At 39.4% G+C, this 19,814-nt stretch carries 15 protein-coding genes, 1 tRNA gene and 1 other annotated feature; all 16 genes read left to right on the top strand.

Annotated elements, in window-relative coordinates:
- Nucleotides 1-195: 195 nt before the first annotated feature.
- Nucleotides 196-1,263, top strand: coding sequence for a GerMN domain-containing protein (locus F7731_RS04190; RefSeq protein WP_151533498.1), 1,068 nt, complete (start codon nt 196-198; stop codon nt 1,261-1,263).
- A 396-nt stretch (nt 1,264-1,659) separates the two neighbouring features.
- On the top strand, nt 1,660-2,430 hold the full coding sequence (gene rph / locus F7731_RS04185; protein WP_151533497.1) for a ribonuclease PH: 771 nt from the start codon (nt 1,660-1,662) through the stop codon (nt 2,428-2,430).
- Between the two features lies 1 nt (nt 2,431).
- Nucleotides 2,432-3,043: an XTP/dITP diphosphatase gene (locus F7731_RS04180; RefSeq protein WP_151533496.1), complete on the top strand. Its 612-nt coding sequence runs from the start codon at nt 2,432-2,434 to the stop codon at nt 3,041-3,043.
- Nucleotides 3,040-3,552 carry a metallophosphoesterase family protein gene (locus F7731_RS04175; RefSeq protein WP_151533495.1) on the top strand — a complete coding sequence of 171 codons (513 nt, stop codon included), beginning with the start codon at nt 3,040-3,042 and terminating at the stop codon, nt 3,550-3,552. The genes F7731_RS04180 and F7731_RS04175 overlap by 4 nt, the downstream gene beginning before the upstream one ends.
- A 135-nt stretch (nt 3,553-3,687) precedes the next feature.
- Nucleotides 3,688-3,764: transfer RNA gene (locus tag F7731_RS04170), tRNA-Arg, on the top strand.
- Between the two features lie 419 nt (nt 3,765-4,183).
- Nucleotides 4,184-4,440: a binding site (T-box leader), on the top strand.
- Between the two features lie 80 nt (nt 4,441-4,520).
- On the top strand, nt 4,521-6,242 hold the full coding sequence (gene ilvB / locus F7731_RS04165) for an acetolactate synthase large subunit (RefSeq protein WP_151533494.1): 1,722 nt from the start codon (nt 4,521-4,523) through the stop codon (nt 6,240-6,242).
- Nucleotides 6,239-6,757 (top strand): acetolactate synthase small subunit, encoded by a 519-nt coding sequence (gene ilvN / locus F7731_RS04160; RefSeq protein WP_151533493.1) that lies wholly within the window; start codon nt 6,239-6,241, stop codon nt 6,755-6,757. Before ilvB ends, ilvN begins: the two co-directional genes overlap by 4 nt.
- Before the next feature lie 94 nt (nt 6,758-6,851).
- Nucleotides 6,852-7,874, top strand: a complete 1,023-nt coding sequence (gene ilvC, locus F7731_RS04155; RefSeq protein WP_151533492.1) for a ketol-acid reductoisomerase — start codon at nt 6,852-6,854, stop codon at nt 7,872-7,874.
- Entirely contained in the window at nt 7,861-9,402 is a 1,542-nt protein-coding gene (locus F7731_RS04150; protein ID WP_151533491.1) for a 2-isopropylmalate synthase, read from the top strand. Before ilvC ends, F7731_RS04150 begins: the two co-directional genes overlap by 14 nt.
- 80 nt (nt 9,403-9,482) lie before the next feature.
- A complete protein-coding gene (leuB, locus tag F7731_RS04145) occupies nt 9,483-10,595 on the top strand; it encodes a 3-isopropylmalate dehydrogenase (RefSeq protein ID WP_151533490.1) in 1,113 nt (370 codons plus the stop codon).
- 108 nt (nt 10,596-10,703) lie between these two features.
- A complete protein-coding gene (gene leuC / locus F7731_RS04140) occupies nt 10,704-12,116 on the top strand; it encodes a 3-isopropylmalate dehydratase large subunit (protein WP_151533489.1) in 1,413 nt (470 codons plus the stop codon).
- A gap of 25 nt (nt 12,117-12,141) precedes the next feature.
- Nucleotides 12,142-12,732 (top strand): 3-isopropylmalate dehydratase small subunit, encoded by a 591-nt coding sequence (leuD, locus tag F7731_RS04135; protein WP_151533488.1) that lies wholly within the window; start codon nt 12,142-12,144, stop codon nt 12,730-12,732.
- 280 nt (nt 12,733-13,012) lie between these two features.
- The gene (locus tag F7731_RS04130; protein WP_151533487.1) at nt 13,013-14,041 is read left to right on the top strand and encodes a tetratricopeptide repeat protein; all 1,029 of its coding nucleotides are present in this window, start codon (nt 13,013-13,015) and stop codon (nt 14,039-14,041) included.
- Between the two features lie 160 nt (nt 14,042-14,201).
- Nucleotides 14,202-15,485, top strand: coding sequence for a trigger factor (gene tig, locus F7731_RS04125; RefSeq protein WP_151533486.1), 1,284 nt, complete (start codon nt 14,202-14,204; stop codon nt 15,483-15,485).
- Nucleotides 15,486-15,908: 423 nt separating this feature from the next.
- A complete protein-coding gene (gene clpX / locus F7731_RS04120) occupies nt 15,909-17,171 on the top strand; it encodes an ATP-dependent protease ATP-binding subunit ClpX (protein ID WP_151533485.1) in 1,263 nt (420 codons plus the stop codon).
- A gap of 599 nt (nt 17,172-17,770) precedes the next feature.
- Entirely contained in the window at nt 17,771-19,438 is a 1,668-nt protein-coding gene (gene lonB / locus F7731_RS04115) for an ATP-dependent protease LonB (RefSeq protein ID WP_151533484.1), read from the top strand.
- Nucleotides 19,439-19,814: the final 376 nt, after the last annotated feature.

The raw sequence follows: 19,814 nt of genomic DNA, 5'->3' as shown, positions 1-19,814 counted from the left end.
GCATCAGGGGATATCCTGCAGGAACGTTAGTGATGAGGAGGCTTCACGACCGCCTGAGGAAATCAACAGACCCGTTAAACAAAGCTTTTCTTTTGAAAAACACAACTAAAAAAGCTAAATTTTTTTTCTCCGAGACGGTCTAAATTACAAACAGGCTCGTATACATGTAGTACAAACTGTCTTTGGAGGGATTATATGTCTATAAATAAAAAAGCATCGGTCGTCTCAGCTGTCTTTGTCTCATCAGTGCTATTATCAGGATGCGGATTATTTGGCGGTGGCGGAAAGGAACAGATTGATCCGCCAAAATCAGTTGCCTATGAAGAAGAACAAGCTGTTATTGAAGGTCAATCAGATACGGATGCAGAAACGGTAGGAAAAGAGGAAGCCGCTACTGGCACAGTTCAAACAGAGCTTTATTTACTTAATAAGGATGGATTAGTGGTCCCGCAAACACTCGCCCTTCCAAAAACAAATTCTGTTGCAAAACAGGCTTTAGAATACTTAGTCAAAGATGGACTAGTTGAAGGTATGTTGCCAAATGGATTCATGGGAGTACTGCCTGCCGATACAAAATTATCTGTTGATATTAAAGATAAGGTCGCAACCGTGAATTTTTCGAAAGAATTTAAGGAATATCAAAAAGAAGATGAACTAAAGATTCTAGAGGCAGTTACGTGGACACTCACTCAATTTGAATCAGTAGATAAAGTGAAATTTAAACTGAACGGTCATGAACTAACTGCTATGCCAGTGAACGAAACTCCAATTGGCAATACTTATAGCAGAGCAAATGGAATTAACTTGGACACGACCGATGTCCTTGATATTCGTAATACGAAGTCTTTGACAGTCTATTATATTGGCGGAAATGAAGACTCTTATTACTATGTCCCTGTAACAAAAAGGGTTTCCAATAAAGAGAATAATAATATAAAGGCAGCCGTTAATGAGCTTGTAAAAGGGCCAAGTTATGCTTCGAATTTAGATAGTGATTTCATAAACGTCAAGCTTTTGGACGATCCTAAAATTGAAAATGGGAAAGTGACACTTAATTTTAATGAAGGCGTATATAGTAATTTTGAAGAGAGAACTATTTCTAAACATTTGTTGGATGCACTCGTTCTGTCATTAACTGAACAGACGGGAATTGAAAGTGTCGCGATTACAGTGAATGGAAAGTCGGATGTTGTCAATGAAAAAGGAGAAAAAATGACAGAACCTGTAACGCGTCCTGAAAAAGTCAATACAGGTAGTTTTTAAAAAAATATTTTTGATATACTATATAAGGACAATGAAAGGGGTGGCGATTATTGCCTCCTCTTCTTTATTGTCTAGCTCCAGCGCCTAGCCCCGACGTACAGGACGTACTAGTGTCGACAATGCGACAGGACAAGGAAGACTTCGACAGCGACACATCGCACGACCAAAAGTGTAGCTTTTGGGAGGACGTCGCGGTTTTGTCGACCTCGAGGTCATAAGTCATTCTGTCGAGAAGGTAAAGTTCAAACTTCCCGCCAGACTGCCTTATGCTTGTCGGACTTGCACAGGATGTGCTGACTTCGACGTTTGCCACAGGACGTGGCAGTTTTTAGTCGAAGTTCCTCTGCCAAGGCGCTTCCGCTTTTCGTTTTTTTTATTAAGGGAGGATTTGATTCTATGCGTGCTGATGGACGTGAACAATTGCAATTAAGACCTATACATATTGAAACAAACTATTTAAAGCATCCTGAAGGATCCGTATTAATTAGTGTTGGGGATACGAAAGTTATTTGTACGGCAAGTATTGATGAGCGGGTGCCCCCATTTATGCGCGGGGGAGGAAAAGGATGGATTACAGCTGAATATTCCATGCTGCCAAGGGCAACAGAGCAAAGAAATATTCGCGAAGCTGCCAAAGGAAAGATCTCAGGACGGACGATGGAAATTCAGCGATTGATTGGACGAGCTCTCCGTGCAGTCGTTGATCTTGAAGCGATTGGTGAAAGAACGATTTGGCTTGATTGTGATGTTATCCAAGCTGACGGAGGGACGAGAACAGCGTCTATTACAGGTGCTTTCGTTGCAATGGCACTTGCATTAGATAAGCTTACCAAAACTAAGAAGTTTTCTAGCTATCCAATTAAAGATTTCTTAGCTGCGACAAGTGTAGGCATTCTCGAAAATAAACAAGTTGTTGTTGATTTAAATTATATTGAAGACTCGAAAGCTTTAGTTGATATGAATGTTGTCATGATTGGGAATGGAGATTTTGTCGAATTACAAGGAACTGGCGAGGAAGCGACATTTTCCTACAATGAATTGCAGGAGCTTTTAAAAGCTGCCCAAGACGGAATTGTCTCCCTTTTTGAGATGCAGAAGGAAGCATTAGGAGAGGACATAACAAATAAAATTAATGCTAGAAAAGAAAGTGTAGAGAGGAAGGTATAGGATGCAAGAAGTGATTATTGCTACGAAAAATGCAGGAAAAGCGAGAGAGTTTGAACGTATGTTCAGGCCGCTTGGCTATGAAGTCAAAACTTTGCTTGATTTTCCAGACCTTGAGGATATTGAAGAAACTGGGAGCATTTTTGAGGAAAATGCAATTTTAAAAGCAGAAGGTATCTCAAAGGTATTAAATCGAATCGTAATTGCCGACGATTCAGGCCTTTCTATCGATGCTCTTAATGGCCGTCCAGGCATTTACTCTGCCCGTTATGCTGGAGAGGCTAAAAACGATGAAGCCAATATGATTAAGGTGTTGGAAGAATTAAATGATGTACAAGATAAGGACCGTCAAGCAAGGTTTTATTGCGCCTTGGCGGTAGCAGCTCCTGAGCAGGAAACCTTCACTGTTTCAGGTACGGTTGAAGGCGTCATTTTGCGGGAAAAAAGAGGAACTCATGGCTTTGGCTATGATCCAATATTCTTTGTTACAGAAAAAGGAAAGGCAATGGCGGAATTGCAACCTGAGGAAAAGGCTAAGCTTAGCCATCGCGCACAAGCGCTAAAAAAATTAGAAAGTATGCTTCCTTCCCTTTTAGATGGGGAAAAAAATGCATGAAAGTTTTAATTGTAAGCGATAGTCATGGTTTGACCAATGAGCTCACAGAAATTAAAAATAAGCATGCAGTAGAAGCAGGTATGCTTATTCATTGCGGAGATTCTGAACTAGCGGCTGATCATCCTTGTTTAGAAGGCTTCTCTACTGTACGGGGAAATTGTGATTTTGACATGGATTTTTCAGAAGAGCTGCTTGAAGACGCAAATGGTTATAAAGTGTTTATTACACATGGGCATCGCTATTCAGTTAAGTCCACCTTAATGAATTTGAGCTATCGGGCAAAGGAACTTGGTGCCAAGATTGTTTGCTTTGGACATTCTCACAGCCTTGGTGCAGAAGTGATAGACGGTATATTATTCATCAATCCAGGAAGCATCAGACTGCCGAGAGGGAGAAAAGAGAAAACATATGTCGTTTTAGATATTGAAAAAAATAATATCAAACTTCGTGTATATGATTTAAAACTGGGAGAGATTAGTCACTTAGCCCAGGAGTTTTTGCTTCCCTAATTGCTAAAAAGGAATATACTAAACAGGGGAAATTAATTTTCCCCTGACTTAATAAATATTTCTTTTTTTGTGTTGACTTTTTACTCTTAACCTAATATAATGAAACTTGTCCTTGATAATATTAATAAAAAAATTGTCCCAGTAGCTCAGCTGGATAGAGCATACGCCTTCTAAGCGTACGGTCGGGAGTTCGAATCTCTCCTGGGACGCCATTTAACTACATATCTTACCGTTATTAACTCACCGAATTGGTGAGTTTTTTATTTGTCTAGTCCAATGTCTCCCCCCTTTAAACCTTTTTAATAACCCTCGAAATAATAATCCAACTTGCAAATTTTCTTCTCTATTTTTTCGTTGTTCACAAAAGAATAAAAAAATTTTATTAAAGTTTGAAACATTTGTATATCAACAATGAAAGCGAATACATCCAATCAGATAAATTTAAATTATCAAATAATTTGCAAATAGGGTGTTGACGGTTTGAGAAAATCGGCGTAAGATAGTCCTCAATACAAGAAAACAAAAAACTCCCAATAAAAAGTTAATATCACTTTTGGGATGATCATTCGTTTCTTACCATTTCTTTAACCAAAAAATTCAACGGTTTAAAGCAGTGAAATTTAGTATATTGAAAAATACGAAGACGAGGATAAGTAGTTTTATGATTGGGGATTCCCAGAGAGCCGGTGTTCGCTGAAAGCCGGTAATTCCTGCATAAAGTGAACTCACCTCCGAGTACTAGCTTGAAAGATTTATTCTAGTAGAGTTGGTCGGGTGTTGCCCACCCGTTACCAAAACGAACAGTGAAGCACTGTTCATAAGTGCACGTTTCGACGTGAATTTAGGGTGGTACCGTGGAATAGGTTAATAAGCCTTTTCATCCCTTTACCTGCGATAAGTAGGTTTATGAGGGATGGAAAGGCTTTTATTTTTGATTTTGTTAGAATAAAAGAGGAGGTTTAATAAGAATGTTGCAGGAAGCTGCTTACACAGAAGCAAAACCGAAGACTGAAAAAGTTACGGGTGCTGATCTGTTATTAGAAGCCTTGGAAAAGGAAAACGTAGAAATTATTTTTGGATATCCAGGAGGAGCAGTCCTACCAATTTACGACAAAATATATCATTCAAAAATCCTCCATGTGTTACCAAGACATGAACAAGGCGGAATCCATGCTGCTGAAGGATATGCAAGAATTTCTGGTAAGCCAGGGGTTGTCATCGCAACATCTGGCCCTGGAGCAACGAATATTGTTACAGGATTAACAGATGCCATGATGGACTCATTGCCACTCGTCGTATTTACAGGTCAGGTTGCAACAAGTGTCATTGGTTCCGATGCGTTCCAAGAAGCAGATATTCTAGGAATTACAACGCCTATAACAAAATACAACTATCAAATTCGCAATATTGAAGATATTCCACGAATTGTAAAAGAGGCGTTTTACATAGCCTCAAGTGGAAGACCTGGACCGGTACTTATTGATATTCCAAAGGATATTGCAGCATCTGTGACAAACTATCCAGAAGAGCAAGAAATCCATTTACCAGGGTATCAGCCAACATTACAGCCTAACTATTTACAAATTCGCAAACTAACAGAGGCAGTAAGCGGTGCAAAGAAACCGGTCATCCTCGCAGGGGCAGGAGTGCTGCATGCGAAAGCCTCTCAAGAGTTAAAGGAATATGCTGAACAGCAGCAAATTCCAGTAATCCATACTTTGCTAGGCTTAGGAGGATTCCCAGCAGATCACGAACTTTTCGTAGGGCTTGCAGGTATGCATGGCTGCTATGCAGCGAATATGGGACTAAGTGAATGTGATTTATTAATCAACTTCGGTGCTCGGTTTGATGATAGATTAACAGGAAATCTTCAACACTTTGCTCCAAAGGCAACTGTTGCCCATATTGATATTGATCCAGCTGAAATTGGCAAAAACGTCCCGACAGCGATTCCGATTGTCGCGGATGCAAAGGAAGCATTAAAACAGCTCGTCCAGCAAAATGGCAAACCGCCAGCTAATAAAGAATGGCTAGAACAAATTAAGCAGTGGAATGAAGAATATCCATACTATCATAGTGAGGTTAACGCAGATCGCTTAAAGCCTCAAAGAACAATGCAAATGCTTTTTGAGAAAACAGATGGTAAGGCAATTGTCGTTACAGATGTCGGTCAGCACCAAATGTGGGCAGCTCAATACTATCGTTTTAATCAAGCAGATAAATGGGTAACTTCAGGTGGATTAGGAACAATGGGCTTCGGCCTTCCAGCGAGTATTGGTGCACAGTTTGCAGATCCAGATGCATGTGTTGTCGCGGTTCTTGGTGATGCTGGCTTCCAAATGTCGACTCAAGAACTGGCAATTATAAGGGAGTTTAATCTACCAGTTAAAATCTGTATTTTCAATAATTCTTCATTAGGGATGGTTCGCCAATGGCAAGAAATTTTCTATGAATCTCGTTTCTCTCACAGTAAAATTTCCGTTCAGCCTTCCTTTGTAAAACTGGCAGATGCTTATGATATTAAAGGATATGTGATTAGCTCAGAGGAAGAGGCAGAGAAGATTCTTAATGAAGTGCTCAATGATCGTGAACCTGTCCTTCTAGATTTTAGAATTGATCCAGATGAAAATGTGTATCCGATGATCGCACCAGGAAAAGGATTGCATGAAATGGTAGGTGCTAAACCTTGAAAAGAACAATAAGCATGACAGTACTAAATCGACCAGGAGTTTTAAACAGAATTACAAATTTATTTTCTAAGCGAAATTTTAATATTGAAAGCATCTCTGTTGGATTAACAGAGCAAGAGGGCGTTTCTCGAATCACTTGTGTGATCCACGTTGAAAGTGATCGTGAAACAGAACAAATTACGAAACAACTAAACAAGCAAATTGATGTTCTCAAAGTTATTGATATAACTGACCAAGCAATTGTTGCAAGAGAATTAGCCTTAATTAAAGTGCTCTCGACGCCGCAAACACGGAACGAAATTTACTCGCTTATTGAGCCATTTCGCGCAAACGTCGTTGATGTGGGCAAAGACAGTATTGTTATTCAAATCACTGGCGAATTTGAAAAGATTGAAGCATTTATTGATTTAATTAGACCTTACGGGATTAAGGAATTGGCTAGAACAGGCACAACTGCTTTCCCTAGAGCTACACAGCGGTCAGAAAAAGAACAAAAAGCAATTTCAATCATTTAAGTATGAAATACTCTATTCAGAATAATAACCAATAAGTTAAATAAAAAATTCAAAATAAAAAATAAACTTTTAGATGAAGAAAGGGAGATTACAAATGGCAAAAATGTACTATAACGGAGACGCAAATGCAGCATATTTAAACGGAAAGAAAGTAGCAGTAATTGGATATGGATCACAAGGTCATGCACATGCTCAAAATATGAGAGACAGCGGTGTTGAAGTTGTAATTGGTCTTAGAAAAGGGAAGTCTTGGGATAAAGCAGCAGAAGACGGATTCCAAGTATATTCAGTAGGAGAAGCAACTGCTCAAGCAGATGTTGTTATGATTCTTTTACCAGATGAACAGCAAACAAAAGTATATAAGGAAGAAATTGAACCTAATTTAACAAATCAAGCAATCATGTTCGCTCATGGATTTAATGTGCATTTTAACCAGATCGTACCACCTACAAACTGTGATGTGCTCCTTGTTGCACCGAAAGGACCAGGTCACCTTGTAAGAAGAACTTACGAGCAAGATGCAGGTGTACCAGCATTATTCGCTATCCATCAAGATGTAACAGGTGAAGCGAAAGAACTTGCATTATCTTATGCAAAAGCGATTGGATCGTTACGTGCGGGCGCATTAGAAACGACATTTAAAGAGGAAACTGAAACAGATCTATTCGGAGAGCAAGCAGTACTTTGCGGTGGTTTAACTGCACTTGTAAAAGCTGGTTTCGAAACATTAGTAGAAGCTGGATACCAGCCAGAACTTGCTTACTTTGAAACATTACACGAGTTAAAGCTAATTGTAGACTTAATGTATGAAGGCGGAATGGCTGGAATGCGCTATTCAGTTTCTGATACAGCAGAATGGGGAGATTTCGTAACAGGTCCTCGTATTGTTGATGCAAGAGTGAAAGAAGAAATGAAGGCTGTTCTTAAAGATATTCAAGAAGGAAAATTTGCCCAAGGATGGATCTTTGAAAACCAAACAAATCGTCCTGTTTATACTGCAATTAAGGCTCGAGAAAACGAGCATTTAATTGAAAAAGTAGGTAAAGAGCTAAGAGCAATGATGCCGTTCATCAACCAAGGCAAAAAGAAAGAAGTTGTTGGCAGTGCAAAAAATTAAAATTTTCGATACCACTTTGAGAGACGGAGAACAATCAGCCGGTGTTAATCTTAACTTATCTGAAAAGCTTGAAATTGCGAGACAGCTGGAAAGATTAAATGTTGATATCATTGAGGCAGGCTTCCCAGCTGCTTCTAAAGGTGATTTCTCGTCAGTTCAAAAAATAGCGCAAATGGTTAAAAACTGTTCGGTAACTGGTCTTGCACGTAGCGTCACATCTGATATTGACGCTGCGTGGGAGGCGTTAAAAGATGGTGCGGAACCTAGACTGCATACCTTTCTAGCAACGTCACCAATTCATCGTCAATATAAATTGAAGATGTCAAAGGAAGAAGTTATCGAAACAGCCGTTCAATCTGTAAAATATGCAGCTAAGAAGTTCCCAATTATTCAATGGTCTGCTGAAGATGCTTCAAGAACAGAGCTTCCTTTTTTAGCTGAAATTGTGGAAAAGGTAATCCAAGCAGGGGCACAAGTAATTAACTTGCCAGATACAGTTGGGTACGGAACTCCTGAAGAGTACGGAATGATTTTTAAATACTTGCGTGAACATGTTCCTTCTATTGATAAAGTATCACTTTCTACTCACTGTCACGATGATCTTGGAATGGCTATTGCCAACTCTCTTGCAGCTGTAGAAAATGGTGCCACACAAGTTGAAGGTGCAATCAACGGGATTGGCGAGAGAGCAGGAAACGCCGCTCTTGAGGAAATTGCTGTTGCCTTGCACATTAGAAAAGATTTCTATCAAGCTTCAACACGTTTAAATTTACAAGAAATTAGCCGCACGAGCAGTCTAGTAAGCAAGCTGACAGGAATGGTTGTTCCGGCGAACAAAGCAGTTGTAGGAAAAAATGCTTTCGCACATGAGTCAGGTATTCACCAAGATGGTGTTCTAAAAGAAAAAACAACTTATGAAATCATTTCTCCAGAATTAGTTGGCGTCCAGTCCAATTCACTAGTACTTGGGAAGCATTCAGGAAGGCATGCCTTTAAAAATCGTTTAAATGAATTAGGACTAAATGTTCCTGAGGAGGAAATCAATAAATTATTTGTTTCCTTTAAAGAATTGGCTGATCGTAAAAAAGAAATGACTGATTATGATTTAGTTGCACTTGTGTTAGATAAAAAATTATCAGAAGAAGTAAGCTTCTATGAGCTAAACCAAATCCAAGTTCAATACGGAACAAATCAAATCCCAACAGCAACAGTTACATTAACCGGCATTAACCAAGAAACCATTCAGGAAGCTGGAACTGGAGCTGGAAGTATCGAGGCGCTTTATAACACTTTAGAAAAATGCGTAGAAGGATCAATTAATCTATTAGATTATCGCATCCAGTCAGTTGGAGCAGGTCGGGATGCTTTAGCAGAAGTTTATGTAAAAATGAAATACATGGATGTAGAAACTAGCGGCCGCGGACTTGCACAAGATGTGCTGGAGGCTTCAGGGAAGGCCTATTTAAATGCAGTTAATAGAGTCATTTATATGAAGAATATGGGGCGCGAACTTAGCTTAACTCAATAGGAATAAGTCATTATTCATTAGATGATAATTTTGTTTAATCAACTAGATAACCGCATAATTAATAAAACGGAGGGATAAAAATGGAAAAGCGTATCGCTGTACTACCAGGAGATGGAATCGGCAAAGAGGTCGTAAAAGGAGCAATTGAAGTTTTACAAGCTGTTGGAGAGCGCTTCGGTCACCAGTTTCATTTTGAATATGGAAAAATTGGTGGAGAAGCAATTGATACGGTTGGTACCCCACTGCCTGATGAAACAGTTGAGCTATGTAAACAAAGCGATGCGGTTTTACTAGGAGCGGTTGGCGGACCGAAGTGGGAGAGCCAACCGGTCCACCTCCGGCCTGAACGCGGCTTATTAAAAATTCGTAAAGAATTAAATTTATATGCAAATTTACGGCCAACAACATATTTTCAAAGTCTTGCAGATTCTTCACCATTAAGGAAAGAAGTAATCGAGAATGTAGATATGTTAATGGTCCGGGAGCTGACAGGCGGTCTATACTTTGGCAAGCCAAGTGAACGGATTCAGCAAAATGGCAGGGATGCAGTTGTTGATACATTATTTTATCAAAGAAATGAAATGGAAAGAGTGATCAAGCTAGCATTTGAACTGGCGAAATCCCGGACGGGCAAAGTCACTTCCGTAGATAAGGCGAATGTACTGGAATCTAGCCGAATGTGGAGAGAGGTAGCCGAGGAGATTGCTAAAGACTATCCCGAAGTTGAGCTTGAGCATATGTTAGTTGATAATGCTGCAATGCAATTAGTCAGAAAGCCGACACAATTCGATGTCATTGTCACAGAGAATTTATTCGGTGACATTTTAAGTGATGAAGCTTCTGTCTTAACGGGATCATTAGGGATGCTGCCTTCAGCAAGTCTTTCAGAAGCGGGTCCATACTTATATGAACCAATCCATGGCTCGGCCCCTGATATTGAAGGCAGAAATTTAGCAAATCCATTAGCAACCATTCTTTCTGCAGCAATGATGCTACGTCTATCATTTAACATGAATGAAGAGGCCGAAGCAATTGAGCAAGCAGTCAGTCAAGTACTTGAAGCAGGTTATCGAACAGGAGACATTATGGCGTTCGGAAAGCATCAAGTATCAACAACGGAAATGGTTGAACAAGTAAAGGCAACCTTACTTGATAATGAAGCTATTCTAAATATTATGGGAGCTTATGCATAGAAAAGCGGAAGCGGCTTGATAAGCCGCTAGAGCAAGACAGAGAAAAGCGGACACGACCAGAACTGGTCGTGTTTCTTTTAAAGATAACATTAAAGGAGGAGGAAAAAAATGGGGAAATCCATTATCGAGAAAATTTGGGAAAAGCATATCGTCCATCAAGAAGAAGGGAAACCGGATTTATTGTATATTGACCTTCATCTAGTCCATGAAGTTACTTCTCCACAAGCGTTTTCTGGCTTAAGAGTGAAGAATCGGAAGGTAAGAAGACCAGATAAAACGTTTGCTACAGTTGATCATAATATTCCAACAGATAACCGTTATGAAATTAAGGATGATGTTGCCTTAAATCAAATGACTACTTTAGAAAAGAATTGCCACGAATTCGATATTCAATTAGCAGGAATTGATAGCCCAGATCAAGGGATTGTCCACGTTATTGGACCAGAGCTTGGCTTGACGCAGCCTGGAATGACAATTGTTTGCGGTGACAGTCATACATCTACACATGGAGCCTTCGGATCGATCGCATTTGGGATTGGAACAAGCGAGGTTGAACACGTCTTAGCCACTCAGACGATTTGGCGAACAAAGCCAAAGACATTAAAGCTTGAAATTAATGGCGAATTGAAAAAAGGTGTGACTGCAAAGGATGTCATTTTATATGTTCTTGCCAAGTACGGATTTGACTTTGGGACTGGCCATGTCATTGAATACTGTGGGGATACAATTAAAAGAATGACAATGGAAGAAAGGATGACAATCTGTAATATGTCCATTGAAGGAGGCGCACGTGCAGGTCTTGTGAGCCCGGATGAAACAACTTTTAATTATATAGAAGGAAGAAGGTATGCACCAAAGAGCGAGGACTTTACAGCTGCTGTAGAAAAATGGAGTGAACTAGCATCTGATCCAGATGCAGAGTATGATCGTGTGATTACCATTGATGCAAGTGATGTTGCCCCAATGGTTAGCTGGGGAACAAACCCAGCAATGACAGCAAAAGTAAATGAAACCATTCCAACAATGAATGATTGCGAAACAGAGATTGAAAAGAAATCACTTGAACGTGCATTGGCATATATGGGCTTGCAAGAAGGTCAAAAAATTGAAGATATTGAGATTCAGCATGTGTTTATTGGCTCATGTACGAATTCAAGAATTGAAGATTTGCGCCAAGCTGCCAGTATCGCAAAAGGGAAGAAAGTTCATGCAAATGTTCGGGCACTAGTTGTACCAGGATCGCAGCAAGTGAAGAAACAAGCGGAGTCAGAAGGATTAGATACTATCTTTAAGCAGGCTGGATTTGAATGGCGTGATTCTGGCTGCAGTATGTGTTTAAGCATGAATAATGATATTGTGCCGAGCGGGGAGCATTGTGCTTCAACATCAAATAGGAACTTTGAAGGGCGTCAAGGCTCAGGGGCAAGAACTCATTTAGTCAGCCCGATAATGGCAGCGGCGGCTGCTATTTACGGAAGATTTGTCGATGTTAGTTCATTAATTACAGCTGAAATAGTTTAATAATATTTAAAGGAGGGAATGCCAAATGAGCGGCTTTCACGTAGTTACAGGAAAAGCAGTTGCGCTTGACCGTGCAAATGTGGATACAGATCAAATCATACCGAAGCAATTTTTAAAAAGAATCGAAAAAACAGGCTTCGGTCAATTTTTATTTTATGATTGGCGGTTTACGAAGGAAGGAGAACCTAATCCTGAATTCGAATTGAATCAACTAGAAAATCAAGGAGCTTCCATCTTAATTGCCAATGAAAACTTTGGCTGTGGATCCTCAAGGGAACATGCACCTTGGGCTCTATTAGATTATGGGTTTCAAGCTGTTATTGCCCCATCATTCGCAGATATTTTTCATCAAAACTGCTTAAAAAATGGCATGCTTCCTATTGAATTAAAAGCTGATGAAGTAAAATACTTACTAGCCCAGGCGAAAAATCAGCCATATGAGCTAAATGTTGATCTGGAGCAAGAGACAATATCAGACGATAAAGGCTTCTCAACAACCTTCCCGATTAACAAGTATTGGAAAAGAATGCTGATGAATGGCTGGGATGAAATCGAAATTACCCTCCAGCTTGATGACAAAATTGCTGAATTTGAAAAATCTACTGAAGCGGTTTAAAAAAAGAAAAGCGCAAGCGCCTTCGGAACAATCAAAGAGCGGATTGTTCCTGCGGTGATTATGCTTAGGAGCTTTCCTTGGTGTTCATCCCCGACAAGCATAAGACGAGTCCTTACAAAAGGTGCTTTTCCCTTTTGAAAGGATTTGGCTTATGACCTCGAGGGGGTAGGCACTGGAGCTAGACAAAATCAAAGGATTCGCAGTTCATTCTGTGAGTCCTTTTGTTTTTTCGAAAAAAACATGTTAAACTTACTTCAAAAAAAGAAGCGGCGTGAGCTATATGAAAAAGCGGGCTCGGAAAAAACTAAATGACAAAGTACTTCTTTTTCCCGACCTGGAGAAAAGACTTCTGGAAAAAGGACTGGAAAGCTTACAGCAGAAAAAGTTTAGTGAGGCCATTGGATTTTTGGAGGAAGCTTTAAGTTTAGAACAAGAAAATAGTGATATACATATTGGACTAGCCCTTGCCTATTTTGAGTCGGGGCAATTAACAAAGGCAAAGGAATTTGCAAATACGATGCTCCAAAAGGGAATTGGCGACTATATTCAAGTAATTGAGCTTTATTTAATGATTCTTGTTCAGTTACATCAATACAATGAGATCGTTTCTACAATTGAGGTATTAATAGAAGAAAAAGAAATTCCACTAGAAAAGCTCGATCATTTTACTCGAATGCTGCAATTCAGCAAAAGAATGGCTGAAACTTCACCAGAGATCAATAATGAGGACTTTTATGAAGAAGAGCCTGATAAAAAGGAGCTAGACCTTTTATCAATCAGTGATCAGCAAGAGCAAATTCAAATTGCTGCACAGTTAGCAGAACGCAATATTCGCCCTTATATTGATGAGATAAAAGCTTATTTACAATCAAAAGAAGGTCAGCCGTTTTTTAAAACGATGCTCATCAATGTGTTAATTGAACAGGAATGCGACCAAAAATTAATTGTCGAAAAGCTTGGGGAAGAGCTAGTTATTAATCCGTCGAAAATGCAAGCTGATCGACAATTCAATCAGATGGAGGCCATTCTAAAAATAGTTGAAGAGCAGCTAGTACATGAAGACCCTATTCTATTTGAACATATCAAAAGTTTAATAGAGCGGCATTTTTTTATGCTTTTTCCGTTCGAGCTAAAGCCTTATAATGAAGAAACATGGTGTGCGGCGTATCATAGCTTAGCTTCTGAATACCAAGGACTGCATTATTCCTCGAAAGAGCTAGCTTTAAGATACAATGTCGTGGAGGAAGAAATAGGCGAAGCTGTAGCTGTTTTAAAGGAAATAGAAGAATTTTCATCCCCAAATTATTAGCTTCATTGTTGAAAGCTTGGGTCTGTATGTTATAATATAATGGTTGTATATGTAAATGGTATTTATTATGTAAAAAGATGATAATGCTTGGAAAACGAGCTGTATCAATACCAATTCATTGCGAAAATGAATGATAATAGATTGTTGGAGGGAACTATTCATGTCTGCAAAATTTGAAAAGCTAGAAGGGAACCTTGGAGTTCTTACAGTTGAAGTAGATGCAGAAAAAGTAAACGAAGGTTTAGACGCTGCATTCAAAAAAGTAGTAAAACAAATCAATGTACCAGGATTCCGTAAAGGAAAAATGCCTCGCGGTATGTTTGAAAAACGTTTCGGCATAGAATCTCTTTATCAAGATGCTGTTGATTATCTTCTACCTGAAGCATATGCAGGTGCAATTGAAGAAACTGGAATTGAGCCAGTAGATCGCCCAGAAATCGATGTTGAGCAAATTGAAAAAGGCAAAAGCTTCATCTTCACTGCAAAGGTTACATTAAAGCCTGAAGTTAAGCTTGGCGAATATAAAGGTATTGAAGTAGAAAAATTCAATACAGAAGTTACTGAAGAAGATGTAAACAACGAGCTTAAATCAATGCAAGAAAAACAAGCTGAGCTTGCAGTAAAAGAAGAAGGCAAAGCTGAAAATGGCGATACAGTTGTTATGGACTTTGAAGGCTTTGTTGATGGAGAAGCATTTGAAGGCGGAAAAGCTGAAAACTATTCTCTTGAGCTTGGTTCTGGACAATTCATTCCAGGATTTGAAGAACAATTAGTAGGAACAGCTGCTGGCGAATCTAAGGATGTTGAAGTGTCATTCCCTGAGGAGTATCATGCTGCTGAGCTAGCTGGCAAACCTGCTGTATTTAAAGTAACTGTTCATGAAATTAAATCAAAAGAACTTCCTGCTCTAGATGACGAGTTTGCTAAAGATGTAGACGAAGAAGTTGAAACTTTAGACGCTCTTAAAGAAAAAGTAAAAACACGCTTAGAAGAAAGCAAGAAGCATGAAGCTGAGCATGTTGTTCAAGACACTGTAGTTGAGAAGGCTACAAAAAATGCTGAAATTGAACTTCCAGCTGTTATGATTGAGACTGAAACTGATCGTATGGTAAAAGAATTCGAACAACGTCTTCAAACGCAAGGAATGAACCTTGACCTTTACTTCCAATTCTCAGGCCAAGATTCAGATGCATTACGCGGTCAAATGAAAGAAGAAGCAGAAAATCGCGTACGTGTGAACTTAACTCTTGAAGCGATTGCGACAGCAGAAAATATCGAAGCAACAGACGAAGATGTAACTGCAGAGCTAAACAAAATGGCTGAAATGTACAACATGTCAGTTGAAAGCATCGAAAAAGCTTTAGGAAGCTTAGAAGGTGTGAAAGCAGATCTTCAAATCAAAAAAGCAGTAGACTTCTTAGTGGAAAACAGCAAGACAGTTTAATAAGTGAGACCAAAAGAACAAGGCGCGATCCAATCGTGCCTTGTTTTGTAAAATAGATATATACATATTGACATAAGAGCTTTAATATACCTTACATATGAAAGAAATGGATACTTTTAATCGATTTAATTTAATCAATAATGGTTAAGCTTAACTTATTGGGAATATAATTTACCAATGTCTTGTGTGAATCCTCTATGCATGCGGAAATTCATAATTGGAAGGCTAAGCTGGGCAAATAAGTGAGCTAGTAAGAACTAACTACTTCACAAGTGTTTTCATTTCCTGTCCAATATAAAAATATGTTACAATGCAATACATAACTAAGAAGATAATTGAAATAAAAAGAAATAATTACTTAACTGTTTGCATATGATTCACACAATCAAATTACGAACTGAAGTTTTTCGAGGGGTGAAGGATTTGTTTAAATTTAGTGATGAAAAAGGACAATTAAAATGTTCTTTCTGTGGAAAAACACAGGATCAAGTGCGCAAGCTTGTAGCTGGTCCTGGCGTATATATATGTGATGAATGTATAGAGCTTTGCACAGAAATCGTTGAAGAAGAGCTTGGAACTGAAGAAGAAGTTGAATTTAAGGATGTGCCAAAACCGGCTGAGATTCGTGATATCCTTGATGAATATGTAATTGGTCAGGATCAAGCGAAGAAATCTTTATCAGTCGCTGTATATAACCATTACAAACGTATTAATTCCAATAGTAAAATCGATGATGTTGAGCTTTTCAAAAGTAATATTTGTATGATTGGACCGACTGGAAGCGGAAAAACATTATTAGCGCAAACGTTGGCCAGAATTTTAAATGTTCCTTTTGCAATTGCGGATGCGACATCATTAACAGAAGCAGGTTATGTTGGTGAGGATGTTGAAAACATTCTTCTAAAGCTTATTCAATCAGCCGATTATGATGTAGAAAAAGCAGAAAAAGGTATCATTTATATCGATGAAATCGACAAAGTGGCCCGTAAATCAGAAAATCCATCGATAACAAGAGATGTTTCTGGTGAAGGGGTTCAGCAGGCGTTATTAAAAATATTGGAGGGGACTGTTGCAAGCGTACCGCCTCAAGGTGGCCGTAAACACCCTCATCAAGAATTTATCCAAATTGATACAACAAATATTTTATTTATATGTGGCGGTGCCTTTGATGGCATTGAACAAATTATTAAACGCCGTTTAGGTCAAAAAGTTATCGGTTTTGGTTCTACAACGACAGAAGAAGAAGTGGACCAAAAAGACTTATTAACTAAAGTCCTTCCAGAAGACTTATTAAAATTCGGTTTAATTCCGGAATTCATTGGACGTCTTCCAGTCATTGCTAGTCTTGGCCTGCTTGATGAGGGAGCGTTAATTGAAATTTTAACGAAGCCGAAAAATGCTTTAGTGAAACAATATCAAAAAATGCTTGAGCTTGACGATGTTGAACTTGAGTTTGAAGAAGCGGCATTAGTAGAAATTGCGAAAAAAGCAATTGAGCGCAAAACAGGTGCACGCGGTCTGCGCTCCATCATTGAAGGTATTATGCTTGATGTGATGTTTGATTTACCATCCCGTGATGATATCAAAAAATGTATCATCACAAAGGAAACAATCACAGAGAACTCTTCACCAAAGCTTATTCTTGAAGATGGCACAATCGTGAAAGAAGAAAGAACTTCAGCTTAAATAGAAAAAGAAAAGGCCAAACCTTAATGGGTTTGGCTTTTGATGTTGTTGAAACCCATTTCATTTACCGAGACGTCGAAAAAGAGGCTCCCATGGTCAAAGGAATCGCAATCCATTTACCGAGTCGTCGAAAAATAGTCTCCCACGGTCAAAGGAATCCCATTCCATTTACCGATACGTCGAAAAATAGTCTCCCGTGGTCAAAGGAATCCCATTTCATTTACCGATACGTCGAAAAATAGTCTCCCGTGGTCAAAGGAGTCCCAATCCATTTACCGAGCCGTCGAAAAATAGTCTCCCATGGTCAAAGGAATCGCATTTCATTTACCGAGCCGTCGAAAAATAGTCTCCCATGGTCAAAGTAATCGCATTTCATTTACCGAGACTTCGAAAAATAGTCTTCCATGGTCAAAGGAATCCCAATCCATTTACCAAGCCGGCCAAAAAGAAGCTTTTTCGGACAATGGGTTTTAAGTTTTATACCCGACCCCATTATTCAAATTCTCTCCAGTTTTTTACAGCAAAAAATTGTTTATTCCAACTCTGTGAGGGAGATACTAGCATATATCCACCGAGACTAGATTGCAGGAGGGAAAAGAATGAGTTGGACGGGGATCGTTTTATTTGTTCAATTGTTTTTCGGAATAGTTATTGGCCTTTATTTCTGGAATTTGCTTAAAAATCAACGCACACAAAAAGTTTCAATTGATAGAGAGTCGAGAAAAGAAATGGACCAATTGAAAAAGATGAGATCCATCTCTTTAACTGAACCTTTAGCAGAAAAAGTTCGTCCATCAAGTTTTGCTGATATCGTTGGCCAGGAAGATGGGATAAAATCACTGAAAGCAGCTCTTTGCAGTCCAAATCCTCAGCATGTCATTATTTACGGACCGCCTGGGGTGGGGAAAACAGCTGCAGCAAGATTAGTTTTGGAAGAAGCGAAAAAATCGGCAAAATCCCCATTTAACCCTGCTTCTGTGTTTATTGAATTAGATGCAACGACCGCCCGTTTTGATGAAAGAGGAATTGCAGATCCGTTAATTGGTTCTGTTCATGATCCTATCTATCAGGGAGCCGGGGCTATGGGACAAGCCGGAATTCCTCAACCGAAACAAGGAGCGGTTACAAACGCACATGGAGGCGTCCTATTTATTGATGAAATTGGGGAGCTTCATCCTATTCAAATGAATAAATTGTTAAAAGTATTAGAGGATCGGAAAGTATTTTTAGAAAGCGCCTATTATAACGAAGAAAATACACAAATTCCAAATCATATTCATGATATTTTTAAAAACGGGTTGCCAGCCGATTTTCGATTGATTGGAGCAACAACAAGGACTCCGAATGAAATTCCGCCTGCTATTCGATCCAGATGTATGGAAGTGTTTTTCCGTGAGTTGGCTGAAGAAGAAGTAGCAGATGTAGCTAGAAAAGCAGTTGAAAAAGTGAAGCTTTCAATTAGTGAAAACGGCTTAACCATTTTGGCATCTCATGCACGGAATGGTCGTGAAGCCGTTAATATGATTCAAATTGCTGCTGGACTTGCGATTACGGAAGAGCGAAATTACATAAAGGATGAAGAGATTGAATGGGTCATTCAATCTAGCCAGTTAAGTCCTCGAATGGAAAGAAAAATTAATACCGACTCTGAAATTGGTCTTGTAAATGGTTTAGCTGTCTATGGTCCAAATACTGGGGCACTTCTTGAAATAGAAGTAACCGTAATCCCGGCCAAGGAAAAGGGCGGTATTAATATTACGGGTATCGTAGAGGAAGAAAGTATCGGCGGACAAGGGAAATCGATTCGCAGAAAAAGTATGGCAAGAGGGTCGATTGAAAATGTCATTACCGTTCTTCGTTCGATGGGGGTTCCAGCGAATGACTATGATATTCATGTGAATTTTCCCGGCGGTGTTCCGATCGATGGTCCATCTGCAGGGATTGCTATGGCGACGGGAATTTATTCGGCTATTTATAAATACCCAATTGACCATACGGTTGCCATGACAGGAGAAATCAGTATTCATGGGCATGTCAAACCGGTTGGCGGCGTGTATCCGAAGGTAAAAGCAGCCAAAAAAGCCGGAGCCCAAACTGTGATCATTCCAAAAGAAAATATGCAATCCATATTAAAAGAAATTACCGGTATAAAAATAGTCCCTGTAAGCCATTTGAATGAAGTTTTTGACTTAGCCTTGCTTAAGAACTTTCATCAAGAACAATCCATCACTGCTTCAATCGAATTGGCAAAAAAAGAAAGCATTTAGATGGTAAAACTTCGGCTTGCTTTTCGAATGCATAGCCGGAGTTTTATTTATGTCTAGTCGCTTCCGATTTTCGGCTTTCTAGCTTCACAAGGCAAGCTTCGGCGACATAATCATCGCACGACTAAAAGCGATAGCTTTTAGGAGGAGCGGCTAGCCCCGACGTACAGGAAGTACTAGTGTCGACAATGCGACAGGACGTCGCGGTTTTGTCGACCTAGAGGTCATAAGCCCCAGTCCATCAAGAAGGTGAAGGTTAAAGAACAACCTTCTCGCTGGCCTGTCTTATGCCTGTCGGACTTGCACAGGATGTGCTGATGTCGATGTTCCCCACAGGACGTGGCGGTACTTAGTCGGCGTTCCTATAGGCTTCCGCTTT

Origin of the sequence: Cytobacillus depressus (assembly GCF_008923245.1) — a bacterium.
Taxonomy (GTDB): domain Bacteria; phylum Bacillota; class Bacilli; order Bacillales; family Cytobacillaceae; genus Cytobacillus; species Cytobacillus depressus.
Note: the sequence above shows the minus strand (reverse complement) of the source record. Positions and strands in the feature narration are given on the sequence as shown.